We start from the raw sequence: 20044 nt of genomic DNA, 5'->3' as shown, positions 1-20044 counted from the left end.
CCCATGAAAACAAATTATTTTAGATTGACCAATGACATGCGAGCTTCGAAAGGACAGCGGTTCGCCAATTATATCATCGACCTGTTCGCCGTTTACGGCCTTTTTTTCCTGTTTGCGTTCGTTTGGGGATTCGTGCGTGTCGCAATGGGCGATTCTGCCGAAGCGTTTGGGACCGACGAGCAGTACAAATTCACGCTGCTGTTCATTTTGCTGTACTTTATTTACTACACCGCTTTTGAATCTTACGGAGGGCGTACGATAGGCAAAATGATAACCGGAACGATGGTCGTCACAAACGAGGGCGAAAAACCGGAAGCGGCAAACATCGCAGGACGGACGTTGTGCCGCCTGATTCCGTTCGACAACTTCAGTTTCCTTGGCGAACGCGGCTGGCACGACAGCATCTCGAAAACCGATGTCGTCAAAAAACACATTTATTTATCACGTCGCAACGAAGTCATAGAAATGGACGAGATTGGCGAAAAAAGCGAAATCATATAACCATGGCAAAAGACAAAGGCATATTCGTAGGCTTGATCGAAAAGGACGACAAAGGAAATTATTTTTCCGGACCGTATTTACTTGATTACCAATACACCGAAACGAACAAATTCAAGGTGGGCGACAAAATCAGCATCAAGAGCGCGGTTGCCAATCCGAGCAGCGCCAGCAACGAAAAGTATCCGAAAAAATCGCGAAATTTCTTTTTGTACTCCGACGCGAAATAGGGTGATTTAGATCCGGATTTGATGCGGAGACAACGCGTGAGGGATGGAAGCGGCATCCTTTTTTAGGTCGCGCAGCGCAGCGGAGCGACCTAAAAAAGATACAGCGGACAGCCCGACCCGCAGGGACACGCCCAAATATCCAGTCCGACACCCAGCAATTAACCTACTCCATCGCTTCGCCCGTTCGGCAAAAGCCCCGGGTCGCTAATTGACCAATTATCTAATTGACTAATCATCTAATTGAAATGATGCACTGGGAACAACTCCTTTCCCTAAAAAAGCAAGGAGACAAAAACAAGCGTTTGCGCAAAGAGGAAGCCGATACGCGTCTTGGCTTTGAAGTCGATTACGATCGTATCATATTCTCGTCGGCGTTCCGAAGCCTGCAGGACAAGACGCAGGTCATCCCGCTTTCGAAAACGGATTTCGTGCACACGCGCTTGACACATTCGCTTGAAGTTTCGGTCGTTGGACGCTCGCTCGGGCGTTTGGCGGGCAAACAAATCATCGAGAAATATCCGCATTTGTCAGATTCTTATGGCTTTCACATGAACGATTTCGGGGCAATCGTCGCGGCGGCTGCTTTGGCGCATGATATCGGGAATCCGCCGTTCGGGCATTCGGGCGAAAAAGCCATTGGCGAATATTTCAAAAGCGGGAAAGGCGCGCAATTCAAGGATCAGCTTTCTGACAAACAATGGCAGGACCTCATCGATTTTGAGGGAAATGCCAACGGGTTTTCGGTTCTTGCGGGTTCACGTCCCGGAAATGAAGGCGGCTTGCGCATTTCGTATGCGACACTTGGTGCGTTCATGAAATATCCGAAGGAAAGCCTTCCGAAAAAGCCGACATCGAATATTTCCGACAAAAAATACGGGTTTTTCCAGGCCGACAAAGATTTTTTCAAGGACGTGGCTTCGGAATTGGGTCTGATTCCGAACAAATCCGGAGACGACATAGGTTACGAACGCCATCCGCTTGCATTTTTGGTCGAGGCCGCCGACGATATCTGCTACACGATCATCGATTTCGAGGATGGCATCAACCTCGGATTGATCTCGGAAGATTACGCTTTGGAATATCTGATAAAACTCGTCAAAGACAGCATCAACCTCAATAAGTACAACGAGCAATCTACGAAGGAAGACCGCTTGAGTTATTTGCGCGCGCTGGCCATCGGCAGCCTGATCAGCGACGCGGTGCGTGTTTTCATGGAAAATGAGGACGCGATCCTCGAAGGCAAGTTCCATCACGCGCTTATGGACAAAAGCAAATACAAGGCACAGATGGACGATATCATCAAGCTTTCGGTAAAAAATATCTACCAAAGCCGCGAGGTCATCGAAAAGGAACTTACGGGTTATCAGATCATCAATAACCTGCTCGATCGCTTCATTACCGCTTACAACAACACTTACGACGGAAAAGCTACCAACTATGACAGCCTTTTGCTCAAAGTATTACCCGAAAGGCATTTGGTCGAAAAAGAGACGTTGTACGAACGATTGCTGCACATTTGTCATTTCGTATCGATGCTGACCGACGGCAAGGCACTTATCTACAACCGCATCGTGAGTTCCTGAGCGACAGCAGTTTCTTTTGCCAAACGGGTTAATAGTTTTCGGAAAAATAAAGTTATGTTTGCGTTAACTAATCCACCTTTTGACCCATGAAAAAAATTACTTCTGCGTTGTTTTTTCTTGTTCCGTTGTTGGGAATGTCCCAAAACGCCGAACAGAAAATCCAGGCATATCTAAACGCTAACCTCGCCAAGTCGGGACTTACGGCCCAGGACGTTTCCGATTGGGTTGTGGAAAGCAAACTCAACTCGAAGGCGACAGGCATCGACAACTATTTCGTCAAACAGCGGTTCAGCGGTACCGAAGTGTTCAGTTCCGTATCGAATTTCTGGTTAAAAAACGGCCAGGTGATTCACGTCGCCGGCGAAAATTTCGTTCAAAACGTTTCCCAAAAAATCAATACGACGACACCTTCGCTTAATGCGGTACAGGCGTTAAATTCCGCAATGCCGGGCTTAGGGCTTGCTGGCGGACGACATGAGATCGTCGAAACCATTTCCGCAAAAGAATTCAAGATAAGCAATGGCGATCTACATCCTATTTCGGCCGAACTTGTATTTCAGGATATACCTGACGGAAACCTGCGCCTTGCGTGGGATTTTACGATAGAGACAAAAGGTCACGAACACATGTGGAGTATCCGCGTCGATGCGGTTTCAGGCGAAACGCTCGCCAAAAACAACATGGTCATCTCGTGTAATTTCGATGCGCCTCTGCACAAACCGCTTTTGGACAACCAGGACGCCTATGCGTTCTCAAAGAATTTTTTCAAACCACAATCTGCCCTTGAAATACAATCAGGATCGTACCGTGTGTATCCGCTAGGTACTGAAAGCCCCGCTTTCGGACCGCGACAGCTCGTTTCAACTCCACACAATGCTACGGCTTCCCCTTTCGGATGGCATGATACCAATGGCGCTGCCGGAAATGAATTTACGACGACGCGAGGAAACAACGTCGCCGCTGCCGACGACAGGGATGGAGACAACAGTACCGCAGGCGTTTTCCCTAATGGAGGCGCGGGTTTGCTGTTCGATTTTCCTTACGGAGGAACGGGCGCGCAAAACGACACGTACACAGCGGCAGCCACGACGAATTTGTTCTATATGAACAATATCATGCACGATGTGTGGTACCAGTACGGTTTTAATGAAATCAATGGAAACTTTCAGAAGAACAACTACGGGAAAGGCGGCGCTTCTTCATTTTTGGGAGACGCCGTAAATGCGGATTCACAGGATTCCGCCGCTCAGACGCCATCGGCAACGAACCGCAACAATGCAAACTTCGCTACGCCAAACGACGGCATCGCTCCAAGGATGCAAATGTATGTATGGACGGTGGCACCTCGCTTTTTCTTCGTAACGTCCCCTTCTTCTCTAATCGGCGCTTACCAGGCCGCCCAGAACGCGTTTGATCCCGGTAATGTTGCGATTCCCGTCGAGCCGAATGCGCTACAGACCGATCTTGTACTTTACCAAGATGCCGGCGCGAGCACGAACGAAGCTTGCGGAGCCGCCTCGAATGCCGCGCAAATGGCCGGAAAAATCGTGCTGATCAGACGCGGCAATTGCGATTTCGTCGTGAAAGTCATGAATGCGCAGAATGCAGGCGCTGTTGCCGTAATCATTACGGACAATCTTCCGATGCAATTGGTGAACATGTCCGGGGCCGACGCCAATATCACCATTCCTGCCATCTTCATCACAAAAGAATTGGGCGACGCATTGATCGCTGCCATGCAGACATCCCCTGTCAACGTAAAACTTTCCTCTCCGCCAACGGATTTTGTCAGCGCAGACGGTGATTTCGACAACGGAATCATCGCCCACGAATACGGCCACGGTATCTCCACTCGCCTTACGGGCGGTCCTGCGAACTCAAACTGTCTGTTCAATGACGAAGCCATGGGCGAGGGCTGGTCGGACTGGTTTGCTCTAATGATGCAACTCAAGGCGGGTGACGTCGGTTCAACTCCAAAGGGAATCGCTGCTTTCGCGTCGAGCCAGCCTGCTGAAGGTGGAGGCGGCATCCGCACGCTTCCGTATTCTACCGACATGGCCATCAACGGTAAAACCTTTGGCGATTCCAACACGACTTCTCCAAACTACCGCTACGACGTAGGTGAAGTTTGGGCATCTATGCTTTGGGACCTTACTTGGGCCTACATCGAAAAATACGGTTTCGACCCTAACATTTACACCGGAACCGGCGGAAACAACAAAGTCATGCAACTGGTACTGGACGGTTTGAAATTACAACCGTGCAATCCCGGCTTCGTGTCGGCCAGAAACGCCATCATCGCCGCAGACCAGGCCACAACAGGCGGAGCGGACTTTTGCATGATCTGGGAAGTGTTTGCCAGACGCGGACTTGGCGTCAATGCGTCGTCAGGATCTACCGCGAATGCAAACGATCAGGTAGAGAACTTTTTGGAACCTGCTCCGGGGGCGAATTGTACGCTTGGCGTGGATTATTTCCACAACGAGGACGACATCCGAGTGTATCCGAACCCATCGAACGGAATGGTCAGCATCAGGGTAAACAATTATACGGGGAAGATCAACCTCCAGGTCGTCGATGTCAACGGGCGCGTGGTGTTCCGGAAGCGTTCCGCAGATTTCAACATAGAGGCTACATTGAATCTGTCACATCTGCAAAAAGGAATGTATATCGTGAAAGTCGATGCCGAAAACCTCAACTTTTCGAAAAAACTGATCCTCAATTAAAAAACAGCAAAATAAAAAAGCCCGTATCGATGATGCGGGCTTTTTTGTTTATTTAAAGTTGTAAACCACTCCGATTCCCAGAATTTGCTTGAGCTGTATTTTCGGCCCGACGGTAACCTGTTCTCCCGCCCGCTCCTCTTTGGCCTTGATGTCGTCGTCATAAACCAATTGGGTTCCTATGCTCGCCTTGACATACTCGTTGACGACGAAATCCATCTGCATTTGCCAGTCGATATCGATGTTGCCGAATTTGTTCAGGTAATCGGTATAAAGACTGATGCGGTCCTCAAGGGTTATGTTCTTCCAAAGCTCGTGTTTGTGATGACCGGTCACGAGGATACCTACTTCCGTGCGCGACTGTTTTCCTTTTTTGAGGATTTCGCCCGTGACATCGTCATAAACCGCTTTGGTCACACCAAAAGCGCCTTGGTTGGCCAGTCGCTGGTCGAGCACAAGCGTGTTCTTCATCGTAAGCGGCGACAGGTAAAAATTGACTTTCGCCGGCTTGTTCGAATATTCGGCACCGACACCCAGAAAAGTATATGCCGGAGCGAACAGCCTCGAAATCGGTTTCTGGGTATTCGGATAATTGTAACCGTTGCTGAATTGGGTGTTGAAGGTCAGCTTAGCCGAGTAGTACCAATGCGAAACCGTGTCATTGCGATATCCGAAAGTGGAATTGAACTGGAGCGCGTCATCGGTCTTGCGCCATTCAGTTCCATCTTGCTTGTTCATGCCGTAGCGCAGGATTAGCTCGTTGCTCCACTTGGTCTGGTCGTGTTCGTACTTGCGGAAGAAAACTCCCTTTGCCAAACCGGAAATCGAACTCGTTCCGCCGGGGCTCCAATTGACGAATGCGATCTCGCTAAGATCGAAACTCAAGGTGTTTTTCTTTTCCCAGTGAGAACTCGAGTCGATCTCAATGGGTTTGATGTCCTGCGAATAGCCCGCGACGCCCATCAAAAGCAACAGGCCGACCGTTCGGAATAATTTCATTTTGCCGTCGTTTTTTTGAAGTTGCAAAAATCCGCAATTTCAATAGTTTGCGAAAGTAAATTCCAAACTTTTAACGTCGAGGCCTGCGAATTGTTGCAGTTGTGCCACCGTTCCGTGCTCGACAAAGGCGTCGGGAAGGCCAAGCAGCCTAATATCCATCTTGTACGAATGCCGGGCAGCAAATTCCGCGACAGCGCTTCCAAACCCTCCGGAAACCACGCCTTCTTCAACGGTCGTCACACTTTCGTAACCCGCAAATATTGCGTGCAGCAAAGCCTCGTCAAGCGGTTTGACAAAGCTGAAATCATAATGTGAGAACATTTCCGGATTGCCGATATTCCGAAGCGCCTGGATCACGTTATTCCCGATAAACCCGTTGGAAAGAACGGCGTGCCTGGTCCCTTTTTTAATACATTCTGCTTTCCCTACCTCTATTTTCTCGAAAGGTTGTTGCCAGTCGACGATCACGCCTCTTCCTCTTGGGTAACGAATGGCGATCGGATGTTCCAATCCTGTTTGGGCGGTAAACATCATGTTGCGCAGCGCGATCTCGTTCAAAGGCGAAAAAAGGATCATGTTGGGCACACAACGCAAATACGCGATATCGAAAACGCCGTGATGCGTCGCACCATCTTCGCCGACGAGCCCTGCGCGATCGAGGCAAAAAATCACGGGAAGATTTTGTAAAGCTACGTCGTGAATGACCTGATCGTAAGCGCGCTGTAAAAATGTCGAATAGATGTTGCAAAAAACCGACATGCCTTGCGTTGCCATTCCGGCCGCGAGGGTAACGGCATGTTGTTCCGCAATTCCCACATCTATGGCGCGTTCCGGCATTTCGTCCATCATGAACTTCAACGAACTTCCGGACGGCATTGCAGGCGTGATCCCAATTATTTTCGGATTGCTTTTGGCCAGTTCAAGAATGGTAAGCCCGAACACATCCTGGAATTTGGGTGGCAAATGCGCCTCTGATTTCGGATGGATCAAACCCGTAGCTTTGTCGAATTTCCCCGGAGCGTGGTATTTTACCTGATGCTCTTCGGCCAACGCCATTCCTTTGCCTTTTGTCGTAATGACGTGAAGAAACTTCGGGCCTTTCGTGTGTTTGAGTCGCTTGAGTTCGGAGATAAGCGTACCCAGATCGTGTCCGTCTACCGGGCCCGAATAATCGAAATTCAGGGACTTGATCATATTGTTCTGACGCGGATTCCGTCCTTGCTTGACAGCCGTCAGATAATTTTTGAGCGCACCGACGCTGGGATCGATTCCGATAGCGTTGTCGTTGAGAATCACGAGCAGATTCGCATCCGAAACGCCCGCGTGGTTGAGACCTTCGAATGCCATACCCGATGCTATCGAAGCATCACCTATGACGGCAATGTGATTTTTTTCGTGATTGCCGTGGAGTTTGGAAGCCATCGCCATTCCAAGCGCCGCAGAAATTGACGTGGAGGAATGGCCGGTCCCGAACGTATCATAACTACTTTCGCTGCGTTTCGGAAATCCCGAGATCCCGTTCAATTGGCGATTCGTGTGGAACACAGCTTTGCGCCCGGTGAGGATTTTGTGGCCGTACGCCTGGTGGCCGACATCCCAAACGAGCAGGTCATCGGGCGTGTCAAAAACGTAATGCAACGCGATCGTCAATTCCACGACGCCGAGGCTCGCTCCCAAATGGCCTTCGTTTCTGGACACCACATCTACGATAAAATCGCGCAACTCTTCGGCGAGTTTAGGCAGCTCTCCGGGTAAAAGCTTCCGAAGGTCGGATGGAGAGTCGATATGTTCCAAAAGGTGATGCATGACGGGCAAAGTTACGATTTTGGGCGGAAGTCTCTCGACAAAACGCGGTTCGCGCGCGTATAGACATAACAGATTTTAAATAAATCTGTTATGTCTGAAAAAATAAGCGTCCAAGCCAAAACAGCGCTACAGTTTTTCTGCCTATTTTGTTAAAGTTTCATTTTCGGAAATTGCCTGGCCATTCGCCTCATGGATTTTCCATATGTCACTTACCTCACAAATCGTATTTTTGCCTAATGGAAAACATCTTCACCGACGATTATTTTATGAAAAAAGCCTATCAGGAGGCGCAGGTGGCGTTTGAAAAAGGCGAAATTCCCGTCGGTGCGGTAATCGTGGTGAACGACCGCGTGATCGCGCGCACGCACAACCTGACCGAAATGCTCGTCGATGTTACGGCTCATGCCGAAATGCAGGCAATTACGTCCGCGGCAAATTTTCTGGGAGGCAAATACCTGAAGGATTGCACGCTTTACGTGACGCTGGAGCCTTGCCAGATGTGCGCCGGAGCTTTGTATTGGAGCCAAATTACCAAGATAGTCTTCGGAGCGAGGGACGAACAGCGCGGATTTATCGCAATGGGCACGAAACTGCATCCAAAAACTCAAGTCGTGCAAGGCGTAATGGAAAACGAATGCGCCGATTTGATGTTGCGCTTTTTCCAGGAACGCCGTAAATAGGGCGTTGTAAAACTTTTCTTTCGGCGCGCGAAAAATATCCGTAATTTTTCATACTAAAATGGATCTGTTACGTGTTATGGCGTTAGTTGCCGACATCGTTCCTTTCCAATAACCTAACCACCTCGAACAACATGAAAACCGGAAAAGTCCTCGGTTTGCTGTGCGCCTTGCTCATCGCGTGCTCCTGCTCCAAAAATGACCAGAAAAATTTCAATTCGGATCCCGAACTTTTCAAGGAGTTCATCTCAGGATATACCTCGGGCATAATTTCAGTAGGTTCCGACTTTCGTCTACAGCTCGCCTTTTCCAAAACAGAATGGCATGCCGGTGACGAACTGGATTCCGGGCTTTTCGACATTTCACCATCCGTGAACGGAAAGGTAAAGGCGCTCTCCAACAACACGATTGCGTTCATCCCTGAAAAAAAACTGGATGCCAATACGGTCTACCAAATCCGGTTCAAGCTGGACGAAATCGTCAAAACGCCAAAAGATTTGACGGAATTCCGCTTTACTGTCAAAACGATAAAGCAAGATTTCGTAGTCAATACGGATGACCTTCAATCGTACGGAAAAGCGTTCCAATATCTGAATGCCACGCTCAAAACCGCCGACGGACTGTCGTTTGACGACGCAAAAAAACTTGTCGTGGCCCAACAGGACGGCAAACCGCTGAAAGTCAAGTTCGATAAAAATAAAAGCACTTCTACGGAATTCAAGTTCGTCATTGACAGCATCGCGAGGCCTGAAGACGATGGCGAAATCGAAATCGCATGGGACGGCGACCCTATCGACATTGAGCGAAAAGGCAAACTCAAATTTCCGATATCGGGCAAAAACAACTTCAAGGTCCTGCAAATCGAAATGGGTGACGAAAACAACCAGACTTTGCTCATCAATTTTTCCGATCCGTTGGAAAAAGACCAGGATTTCTCAGGGTTGGTCGCCATCGAAAACGCCGAAAATCTCAGGTTCGCGACACAAGGAAATGTGCTCAAGGTATTTTTCGACAACATCCAGGCAACGGCGACGGCATCGGCTTATGACGATTACGGCCGGCCCCTGGAGACCAGTTCCGAGAAACTTGTAGAGGTTTTCCAGGGCATCCGCAACAGCGACGGATTGAAAATGAAAAAGAGTTATGCTCAAAAAATGCCGTTTGAACAGATAAAGCCAGGCGTCCGACTCGTAAAAAGCGGGACGTTGTTGCCAAGCTCGAGCAATCTCAAACTCAATTTCGAAGCCGCGAGTCTCAAACAGGTTGATGTCAAGGTCTACAAAATCTACCAGAACAACATCATGCAATTCCTTCAGGACAACAAGCTCAACGGCAGCCGTAACCTGAAGCAAGTTGCCCAACCGATCGCCAAGAAGACAATTTCGCTCAAGCAAAACAACATCCTGAATTACTCAAAATGGAACACTTACGCGCTCGACCTGTCCAAAATCATCAAGGTCGAGCCGGGCGCGATCTACCGCGTCGAGTTTAGCATCAAACGCAAATATTCGCTTTTCAAATGTGCGGCTTCCGAATCGGAAAACGAGTATGAGGAAGACGAAGAAAACGAAGACGACGTGAATTACAGCGGAAATTCGTACGACGATTATTACTATTATGAAGACGAGGAATACGATTGGAGGGGCGATGCCGATCCTTGCAGCGATTATTACTTCAACAGGAGTCGCGTAGCCACGAACTTGCTGGCTTCGGATATCGGCGTCATTGCCAAACGCGGTACCGACAAATCCTATCTGATCGCGGTCAATGACATTTTGACGACGGAGCCCGTGCAGGGCGCAATGGTCGAGCTTTACAGTTTCCAGCAGCAAAAGATTGCCTCGGGAGCCACCGGAACCGACGGAACCGTGACGTTCAAGCCTAACAAATACGCCTATTTTGCCATCGTCACCAAGAATAAGCAAACGACTTATTTAAAACTTGACGACGAGTTGTCGCTTTCGATAGCCAATTTCGACGTGTCGGGCGAAACATTGCAAAAAGGGCTTAAAGGCTATATTTACGGCGAACGTGGCGTTTGGCGTCCCGGCGACGACATCTTCCTGTCGTTTGTCCTGAACGACAATGCGAACAAATTGCCCGAACGTCATCCGATCAAACTGCGTGTGACCGATGCGCGCGGAAAAGTCGCCCATCAATCGGTGCAAAGCGTCAATGCGATGAACCACTATAAATTTGTGGTGCCCACTTCGGCCGACGCTCCAACCGGAAGTTGGGAAGCCGTCGTAAATGTCGGCGGTGCGCGTTTTTACAAAAACATCAAGGTCGAAACGATAAAGCCGAACCGACTCAAGATCAAAAACAGTTTTAACGGGACATTTCTTTCTGCTTCGCGCGAAAATTCGAATACGATCCAGGTTACGTGGTTGCACGGCGCAGTCGCAAAAGACTTGAAAACCGAAGTCCAGATGAAGGTTTCCCAACAGCCGACATCGTTCAAATCATATAAGGATTTTGTTTTCGACGATCCGACGCGTCGCTTTTACGAAGAGGAAATCAACCTGTTTTCGGGCAAAGTCAACCAGAATGGCGCGGCTTCCTATTCGATAAACCCGACGGTTTCCGCCCAAGCGCCCGGAATGCTCAAGGCGGCGTTCATCACCAAAGTTTACGAAGCCGGAGGTGATGTGAGTACCGACGTGAGCGCCGTCGATTATTCGCCTTACCAGACTTACGTCGGTATCAAAAAACCGGAACCGAACCGCTACGGAATGCTGGAAACAGGCGCAAATAACCGATTCGAAATCGCATCGGTAAACGAAAAAGGAATTCCGGCGGCAAATACCACCGTCGACGTGAAGGTCTACCGCATGGAATCGCGTTGGTGGTGGGACGCTTCCGCGGACAATTTATCGCGATACAGCTCGGGAACTTCCATCACGCCTTACAAAGCGTTCAAGGCGGTGACCAATGCGTCCGGGAAAGCCAGCGTCTCGCTAAACGTTCCCGAAGATGACTGGGGACGTTACCTGATTCGCGTTTCGGATGTTTATGGCGGACACGCTGCGGCAGAAACCGTGTTCCTCGATTGGCCGTCTTGGTCAGGGAAAACGCGCAAAACCGATGGTGACGCCGCCACGATATTGATGTTTTCCACCGACAAGAAAAAGTATGAAGTGGGCGAAAAAGCCAAAATCTTCTTCCCATCGAGTGAAGGCGGACGCGCTTTGATATCGGTAGAAAACGGGACGAAAGTCCTCAAAACGCTTTGGGCGAAGACAAAGAAAGGCGAAACCGTCGTCGAATTGCCGATCGACGGCACGATGGCGCCGAACGTCTACATCAACATCACGCTGTTGCAGCCGCATGCCAATACAATTAACGATTCGCCTATTCGCTTGTACGGCGTGGTTCCGATAGAGGTCGTCGATAAAAACACCATCCTGGAACCGCAACTTTCGATGCCGTCGGAATTAAAACCGGCCCAAACCACGACATTGAAAGTCAGCGAGAAAAACGGGCGCGCGATGACTTACACGATCGCCATCGTCGACGAAGGTTTGCTAGACCTAACGCGTTTCAAGACACCAAATGCCTGGGATTCGTTTTACGTAAAAGAAGCGTTAGGCGTGCGCACTTGGGACGTTTATGACGACGTGATTGGCGCTTATGGCGGAAAAATCAACCAGGTTTTCGGGATTGGCGGAGACGCCGCCCTTGGAGGAGCCAAGGCCAAAAAAGCGAACCGGTTCAAGCCGGTCGTGATTTACCTCGGCCCGTTCAAACTCGAATCGGGCCAGACCAAATCGCACCAAGTGACGCTGCCGCGCTATATCGGATCGGTGCGGACGATGGTAGTCGCGGCCAACTCGAATTCGAGCGCTTACGGATCTGTAGAAAAAACCACGCCGGTACGCAGCCCGCTTATGGTTTTGGCTTCGCTACCGCGTAAGATCACGCCTTCTGAAAAAGTCACGCTTCCGGTAACGGTTTTTGCGATGAAGGAAAATATCAAGCATGTCGGGATCGAGATCAAGACATCGAACAACATCCGGGTAGTTGGCAGTGCCAATCAAGACATATATTTTAGTCGTCCGGATGAAAAAATGGCGTATTTCAATCTCGCGGTAAATTCGGCGACCGGGATTGGAAAAGTACAGGTAGTCGCCACTTCCGGCAAGGAAAAATCGACGTATGAAGTCGAAATTGATGTGATGAACCCGAATCCCGTAACGAATACGTATTCCGACATCATCCTCGAGCCGAACGCCACCAAAACGATCACTTGGGAAGGGTTCGGCGAACGCTCGAGCATAAAGGCGGCCTTGGAAGTTTCGTCCGTTCCTATAATCGATTTGAACCGACGCATGAAATACCTGATGGACTATCCGCATGGTTGTGTGGAGCAGACGACATCTGCTGTATTCCCTCAATTGTATCTCGCCGATATCATGGACATTACCGAGGCCCGCAAGCAAAGCATACAGCGCAACGTAGAGGCGGGAATAAGCCGACTTAACGCCTTCCAGCTCGCTAGCGGCGGAATCGTCTATTGGCCCGGCAATTCTTACGCGGATGATTGGGGAACTTCCTATGCGGGACATTTCATGCTCGAAGCCGAGAAAAAAGGCTATGCGCTTCCAATCGGATTCAAGCAAAAATGGCTGGCACATCAACAACGGACAGCGAAACAATGGCGTTATGAACCTCAATACGGCAACGATCTGGCCCAATCCTACCGCCTTTACACATTGGCTTTGGCCGGCTCGGCAGACCTTGCCTCGATGAACCGACTCCGCGAAACCGCCGGCATTTCCAACGAAAGCAAACTGCGACTTGCCGCGACTTATGCATTGGCTAAGCAAAATGCCGCGGGAATGTCTTTGATGGCGAAATCCAAAATCGACGAATATGACGGGCGATATTTCTATTACGGATCGGAAGATCGCAACCGTGCGATGGCGTTGGAAACCTTGATTTTGCTCGGTCAGAAAAAACAGGCGTTTGTGATGGCCGGCAAATTGGCAAAACAGATGTCTTCGAGTCAATGGATGAGCACGCAGACGACTGCTTACGCGCTTTACGCCATGACCCAGTTCGCCAGGATGAACGGTGGCAGCGGTTTGGACGTGAGTTTTTCAGATAATGGAAAAGCAGTTTCGATAAAAACAGCCAAAACGCTTGGCGGACGCGATTTGTCTGCGAAGGCGGGAAGAAATTCCGTTACGTTGAAGAACAACAAAGCCAACACGGTTTATGTCAGGGTGCTCAACAGCGGGATTTTGCCTGTCGGAAAAGAATTGGCGGAACAGCGAAACCTAAAAGTGGCAACCGTTTACAAGGATCGCAAAGGAAATGTGGTCGATGTTTCGAAAATCAAACAGGGAACGGAATTTATCGCCGAAATCTGGGTGACCAATCTCAGGAACGAATACGTGAGCAACGTGGCATTGACGCAAATCCTGCCGAGTGGTTTTGAGATTGTCAACACCCGCTATACCGATTACGGGAATGCAACCCAAAATACGGCGGATTACATCGACATTCGCGACGATCGCGCCAATTACTACTTTGGCCTCAAAGCCGGGGAAAGCAAGAAGTTCAGTATGCTGGTGAATGCCTCGTATTTGGGTATCTATTATCTGCCTGGGTTGCAATGCGAGGCGATGTACGACCATGATTTTCTCGCTCGCAACAAAGGGCAATGGATTGAGGTGGTACGTTAATTAACTTTTTTGGAAGAAAAACTGTAATTGGAAATAAAATTTTTGAAGTTGCTTTGTACAGACATAACAGATTTTAAAAAATCTGTTATGTCTACAATTTCCCAACCCACGTACACGCCAAACAAAAATTCACCGCCATGAAAAAAGAACCGTTTTTGCCCAATCACTTCTATCTCATCCAAAACTCCAGCAACAACTTCGAGACGCTTTTTCGCGAGGAACGAAACTATTCCTACTTTTTGAGGCTTTGCAAAAAACATATCGGGGCGATAGGATTTATTTGTTCGTTCCGATTTCTCCCGCATAGTTTTGAGCTACTTATCTATATTGCCGATTTCGACAAAATACCCGGAAAATATCAAAATCGCCTCCATCAACCGTTTGCGAACTTATTTCAAGCTTATTGCAAAGGGTTCAATAAGGCCTACGGGCGGTCGGGCAGCATTTTCCGCGAACATTTCAAAAGGTTGCCCATAGTCGATGAGCGAGTTCCTGAAATTATCACCTCGATGGAGCAAGCCCCGTTCACATCAAAAAATCTGACTTCATATCATTTGTTGAATCAATGGCGCTCCGAACAACCATAAAAGACACGCCGGGAAAAATCTGGAGGGTCGTGAAACGCAACCGGATCAAGTCGTGTCTCATCCTAGCCGTTTTAATCGCTTACTATTTTTCGCTTCCGCGGACATTGTTCTCCGAGCCGTTTTCTACCGTGATCGAAAGCCACGATGGACAACTTTTAGGCGCAAAAATTGCCGACGACGGCCAATGGCGTTTTCCGGCCTCCGATAGCGTGCCCGAAAAATTCCAGCAATGCATCGTATATTTCGAAGACGAGAATTTTTACCACCATCCGGGATTTAATCCGGTTTCGATGTGGAAAGCATTTTCGGAAAATCGCAAGGCGGGAAAGGTTCGTCGCGGCGGAAGCACGATCACCCAACAAGTCATCCGTCTTTCGCGCAGAAACAAAACCCGGACGTACACTGAAAAAATGTTCGAGCTCATTCTGGCCACGCGACTCGAATGTCGGCATCCGAAACAAAAAATTCTGGAACTATATGCCGCCCACGCACCTTTCGGCGGAAATGTAGTCGGTTTGGAAATGGCATCTTGGCGGTATTTCGGGATTCCCGCCAGCCGGCTATCATGGTCGGAAAGTGCTACGCTGGCCGTCCTTCCGAATGCGCCCGGTTTGATCTATCCGGGAAAAAACCAGGAAAAACTGAGACGAAAACGCGATGGACTGCTGCTAAAACTGCATAAAAATCACGTCATAGACAGAATGACCTACGAGTTGGCGCTTTCCGAACCGCTACCGCAAAAGCCCTACGATTTGCCTCAGACGGCACCTCATTTACTCGAGCGTATCGCCAAGAAAAACAAGGGAAAACGGTTAAAAACTACCATCGACGTATCGCTACAGGAGCGCGTCAACCATATCGCCAAAGCGTACTACGCGCAATATCGCCAAAATGAGATTCACAACATGGCGATCATGGTGGTCGACATAAAAACGCGAAACGTCATTTCGTATGTCGGAAATGCACCAACCGACGCCGACCACGACAGGGATGTAGACATCATCCCGGCGCCGCGGAGCACGGGAAGCATCCTGAAGCCATTGCTTTTTGCAAGCATGCTCGACGAAGGTGAAATCCTGCCCAACACTCTGGTCGCGGACGTTCCCGTCCAAATTTCCGGTTTTGCGCCCCAAAATTTCGACATGACCTACGATGGAGCCGTTCCCGCCCAAAAAGCGTTGGCGCGATCGCTCAATATTCCAGCGGTGCTGATGTTGCAGGAACACGGTGTTAACAAGTTTTACGAGACGCTACGGAATTATCGGCTGGACGATATTAGCCGACGTCCCGATCATTACGGCTTGTCGCTGATTCTTGGCGGTGCGGAATCCAACCTTTGGGATTTGTGCCGGACGTATGCGAATCTTTCTTCTACGTTGAACTATTTCAACTCCCATCAGGCGAGATACAGGACTAATGAATTTGCGGAGCTCAATCTGTACGACAATTCCGCTCCGGACTTTGGAAAAGACACGTTCGCCAAGACACAAATTGGTGCCGGAGCGATTTATCTGACTTATAATGCGATGAAAGAAGTCAACCGTCCGGAAGGAGACGAAGCCTGGAAATTTTACGACTCCTCTCTCGAAATCGCCTGGAAAACCGGGACGAGTTTTGGCAATCGCGATGCCTGGGCCATAGGTACGAATTCGGATTATGTCGTTGGGATTTGGGTAGGAAATGCCTCCGGCGAGGGGCGTCCGGAATTGACCGGAGTGAATTACGCAGCGCCGGTTTTGTTCGACGTTTTCAATCTTTTGCCGAAGAAAAAATGGTTCGCCAAACCGCTTAACGATCTTGAAGAAGCACAGATTTGCAGCAGAAGCGGTTATCTCGCACAAGACGACTGCCCAAAGACGACGCAACTTATTCCGATCAGGGGCAAAAACACCAAAACCTGTCCGTATCATAAGTTGGTGCATCTCGATAAATCCGAGAAATTTCGGATAAACAGCAGTTGTGAGGAAATATCGAATATCGTCACTAAAAATTGGTTCGTTTTGCCGCCGGTGATGGAGTGGTATTACAAAGGCCATCATATCGACTATGCCGCGCTCCCGCCATTTCGCGACGACTGCGCCGATCAGGAAAAAGGCGTCATGGATTTTATCTATCCGAAAAATTACAGCTCCAAAATCTATCTGACGAAAAACTTCAACGGCAATTTCCAACCGGTTATCCTTAAGATGGCACATTCTGATCCTAACGCGACACTATTTTGGTATGTCGATGACGTTTTTAAGGGAAAAACCCAGCATTTTCATGAAATTCAGCTCGACGCGTCGACCGGAAGCCATTTTGTTACCGTTACGGATTCTCACGGAAACGAAGCGAATCGTAAATTAGAGATCGTACGTGACTGACAATTGCATACATTTAGTTAAAACTCTGTGTATGAAATTAAAACTACTCTTGCTTTTTATCGGACTTATGGTTTCGACCGCTTCCTTTGCACAGGCGACGGCTTATCCTGTTCCTGATTTATCTCAGTGCGGAAATCAGATTTTTGATCTTACAGTCACCGAAACCGTTACTCTGGGCAACCAGTTTTCAGCAAATTTCATCGTAACGTGGCACAATTCGCTCACAGATGCCGTGAATGCGACAAATCCCATCAGTGAACCAAACGGTTATTTCGGAATGAACGGTGAATTTGTTTTTTTACGCGTGACAAATGTAACTGACGAAACTTACGATACGACGTCATTCGAGCTAATTATCTTGAATACCATTTTACCAAACTTCCCGGACGTCACCGCGTGTAACTCGTATACGTTGCCAGGCCTGGAAATTGGAAACTATTACACTGCGGCATACGGACAAGGAACATTGCTTCCTCCAGGCACCACGTTGACGACTTCAATGGAAGTTTATGTGTATTTCGATGGAGATCAGTGTAGCAATGAAACTTCATTTACGGTTATACTAAATGCAATCCCGCCGGATTTACAACTCGAAAATGTCGTTTCCTGCGCCAACTATGTGTTGCCAGCTCTGCCCGCAGGTTACGTTTACAATTCAGGAATAGCAGGAACGGGTACGGTTATCTATGCCGGACAGGTAATCACAGAGAGCATGACGATTTACGTAGTTGGCGGCTCGGGCTTCTGCTCTTCCGAATCCTCCTTTACTGTAACGATCCAAACACCGGACGAACTTGATTTAGAAGACGTCACCTCATGTACGCCTTACGCCTTGCCAAATCTGATTGACGGTCAAAGCTATCACTTCGTTCCCGGCGGACTGGAAATTGAAGCAGGGACGATGGTATATCACACGCAAACGGTATTCGTCACGACTGAAAATGGCAATTGTGGCGAAATGGGAAGTTTTTCCATAGCGATTGGAGACGTCGCTTACGTTGCTGAAATGATTTCCGTGTGCGGATTAACTGCGAACGGAACATTTGATTTCACTTCAATTTACGCCGATGTCGCAGCAATCAATCCTGACGCTGTTGCGACGCTCTATCACAACATGGCCGACGCAACCACCCAGTCTAATCAATTGCTTCCGACCTATACAAGTACCACAGCGACAGAGACGGTTTACCTCAGGATCGACAATCCGGAAACGGACTGTTTTTCGATACAACCGTTGGTTTTGCAAATACTTCCGTGCACGGATTCCTCTGTTTCAGGTCTCGTAAATGTCGATGACGACAACGATGGCTGCGATTCGGCAGATGGCGGGCTGGAAGGCGTACAGGTCGCGTGCGCCAACGGGAATCACGTTGTATACGCTTATACGAACGCTCAAGGCGAATTTACGTTCCAGGACGTCTGGACGGGTGAGAATGTGCTGTATGTCGTAGCATCGACGTTACCACAAGGAACGGTTATGGCAAACGATACGCCTCAAATTGTAAATATTACCGGCAACGGGCAATCGCTGAATGCCGAATTCTGCGTGACCGATGAGACGAATATCAAGGACGCGGGCATTTTGTTTTTCCCGCAAACCGGAGCCGTTCCCGGGTTCGTCTCCACCTATGTGATCCAAATTCGCAATCACGGTGGGTCCGCGATGTCGGGAAGTACGACGTTGACTTTTGATGAGACGCGACTCGATTTCGTTAGCAGTTCGACAGCACCAAGTTCAACTGGCAACGGAACCCTTACAATCGATTTTGCAGATGTTGAAGCCTTCGGAATGACGTATATCTGGGTCAATTTTACCGTGGCCATTCCTCCTACCGCTAACTCCGGTGACGTTTTGCCGTTTACCGCTGTGGTCGCCATCGCCGAAGATACCAACCCAGCCAACAATACGAGCACGTTTAATCAGACGGTTGTCAATTCGTATGACCCGAACGACATAACATGTCACGAAGGCGACTCCATAACGCCAGAGCAAGCGACCCAACCACTTCATTATACGATCAGGTTCCAGAACACGGGAACAGCTCCGGCGGTAAATGTGCGATTGGAAAACGAGCTTTCCGAGTTGCTCGACTGGGGCACGTTCCGACCGATTGGCGCCAGCCATAACTATTTGGCCAATCGCACAGGCAACCAGGTCACTTTTTCGTTTCCCGACATCGACCTTCCGGCCGAGCAGGATGACGAAGCCGGGAGCAACGGATTCGTGACTTACGAAATCAAACCGAGAACGACCGTTGTGCTAGGAGACGTGATTGACAACACCGCCGAAATTTATTTCGATTTCAATCAGGCGATAGTAACCAATACGGCAAGCACTACGATCGCCCAACTTTCGACACCGGAAAACGATAAAGGCAATTTTGTCTTATATCCGAACCCGGCAAACGGACAATTCGCGATACGTTCGTCTAATGTGGAACGGCTCTTCGTCGAAATAACCGACGTGAGGGGCGTAAAAGTCTTGTCGACAGCGCTTTCTATGAACCAAAATGACACATTTGTCGACGCTTCAGGTCTCATGGCTGGAATCTATTTTGTGAAGATCGGTTCAGGGAAATCCTCGGTCGTGAAGAAATTGGTGATTAAGTAGTTGTTTTGAAATATAACGAGGTTCCCGGCATTTGTCGGGAATTTTTTTTGTTGTCGATGGTTGCTGATTTGACGAAACGGGTTTATTGTACGATGCCTAGCCCCGATCGCAGCGGCTAGCCTTTCGCAACAAAATGCCGCAATTGCGCGGTTCGGGCAGCGACCGAAGGAAGCTCGCCCGAACCGCCTGCAAGTGCCGCATTTTGGAAGTAAGCTAAAAGCGGAGAGCGGGATGAGCTTCAAAAATTGGATGCGCATCGGAAGGAAAATTTTCGGAGGCT

General features: G+C 49.0%; 11 protein-coding genes. 8 read left to right on the top strand and 3 right to left on the bottom strand.

Annotated features, from left to right (window positions below; translation table 11 throughout):
• Positions 1 to 3: 3 nt before the first annotated feature.
• From HC229_RS07400 to HC229_RS07385, 4 genes are all read left to right on the top strand, one after another.
• The gene (locus HC229_RS07400) at positions 4 to 501 is read left to right on the top strand and encodes an RDD family protein (RefSeq protein ID WP_191019825.1); all 498 of its coding nucleotides are present in this window, start codon (positions 4 to 6) and stop codon (positions 499 to 501) included.
• Between the two features lie 2 nt (positions 502 to 503).
• Positions 504 to 728 carry a hypothetical protein gene (locus tag HC229_RS07395; protein WP_191019824.1) on the top strand — a complete coding sequence of 75 codons (225 nt, stop codon included), beginning with the start codon at positions 504 to 506 and terminating at the stop codon, positions 726 to 728.
• A gap of 248 nt (positions 729 to 976) precedes the next feature.
• Positions 977 to 2311: a dGTP triphosphohydrolase gene (gene dgt / locus HC229_RS07390; RefSeq protein ID WP_191019914.1), complete on the top strand. Its 1335-nt coding sequence runs from the start codon at positions 977 to 979 to the stop codon at positions 2309 to 2311.
• Between the two features lie 86 nt (positions 2312 to 2397).
• Positions 2398 to 5037 carry a T9SS-dependent M36 family metallopeptidase gene (locus HC229_RS07385; protein ID WP_191019823.1) on the top strand — a complete coding sequence of 880 codons (2640 nt, stop codon included), beginning with the start codon at positions 2398 to 2400 and terminating at the stop codon, positions 5035 to 5037.
• Between the two features lie 48 nt (positions 5038 to 5085).
• Here the strand turns inward: HC229_RS07385 and HC229_RS07380 are convergent, their stop codons facing one another.
• Positions 5086 to 6033, bottom strand: a complete 948-nt coding sequence (locus tag HC229_RS07380) for a DUF3078 domain-containing protein (protein WP_191019822.1) — start codon at positions 6031 to 6033, stop codon at positions 5086 to 5088.
• A 39-nt stretch (positions 6034 to 6072) separates the two neighbouring features.
• Positions 6073 to 7839, bottom strand: a complete 1767-nt coding sequence (locus tag HC229_RS07375; protein WP_191019821.1) for a 1-deoxy-D-xylulose-5-phosphate synthase — start codon at positions 7837 to 7839, stop codon at positions 6073 to 6075.
• Positions 7840 to 8075: 236 nt separating this feature from the next.
• On the opposite strand from HC229_RS07375, the gene HC229_RS07370 reads away from it, so the two are divergent.
• Positions 8076 to 8519 (top strand): nucleoside deaminase, encoded by a 444-nt coding sequence (locus HC229_RS07370; protein WP_191019820.1) that lies wholly within the window; start codon positions 8076 to 8078, stop codon positions 8517 to 8519.
• A gap of 131 nt (positions 8520 to 8650) precedes the next feature.
• A complete protein-coding gene (locus HC229_RS07365) occupies positions 8651 to 14203 on the top strand; it encodes an alpha-2-macroglobulin family protein (protein ID WP_191019819.1) in 5553 nt (1850 codons plus the stop codon).
• Here the strand turns inward: HC229_RS07365 and HC229_RS07360 are convergent.
• Complete coding sequence (locus HC229_RS07360) at positions 14200 to 14508, bottom strand: hypothetical protein (protein WP_191019818.1); 309 nt, start codon at positions 14506 to 14508, stop codon at positions 14200 to 14202. The genes HC229_RS07365 and HC229_RS07360 overlap by 4 nt on opposite strands.
• A 260-nt stretch (positions 14509 to 14768) precedes the next feature.
• Between HC229_RS07360 and pbpC the strand changes: the two genes are divergently transcribed.
• Together pbpC and HC229_RS07350 are read left to right on the top strand one after the other, a co-directional pair.
• Positions 14769 to 17153 carry a penicillin-binding protein 1C gene (pbpC, locus tag HC229_RS07355; protein ID WP_191019817.1) on the top strand — a complete coding sequence of 795 codons (2385 nt, stop codon included), beginning with the start codon at positions 14769 to 14771 and terminating at the stop codon, positions 17151 to 17153.
• Positions 17154 to 17184: 31 nt separating this feature from the next.
• Positions 17185 to 19764: a T9SS type A sorting domain-containing protein gene (locus tag HC229_RS07350; protein ID WP_191019816.1), complete on the top strand. Its 2580-nt coding sequence runs from the start codon at positions 17185 to 17187 to the stop codon at positions 19762 to 19764.
• Positions 19765 to 20044 lie beyond the last annotated feature (280 nt).

This window comes from Flavobacterium selenitireducens (assembly GCF_014748335.1).
In the GTDB taxonomy this organism is placed as follows: Bacteria; Bacteroidota; Bacteroidia; order Flavobacteriales; family Flavobacteriaceae; genus Flavobacterium; species Flavobacterium selenitireducens.
The sequence above is the reverse complement of the archived record's forward strand: the minus strand, read 5'-3'. Positions and strand labels throughout refer to the sequence as shown.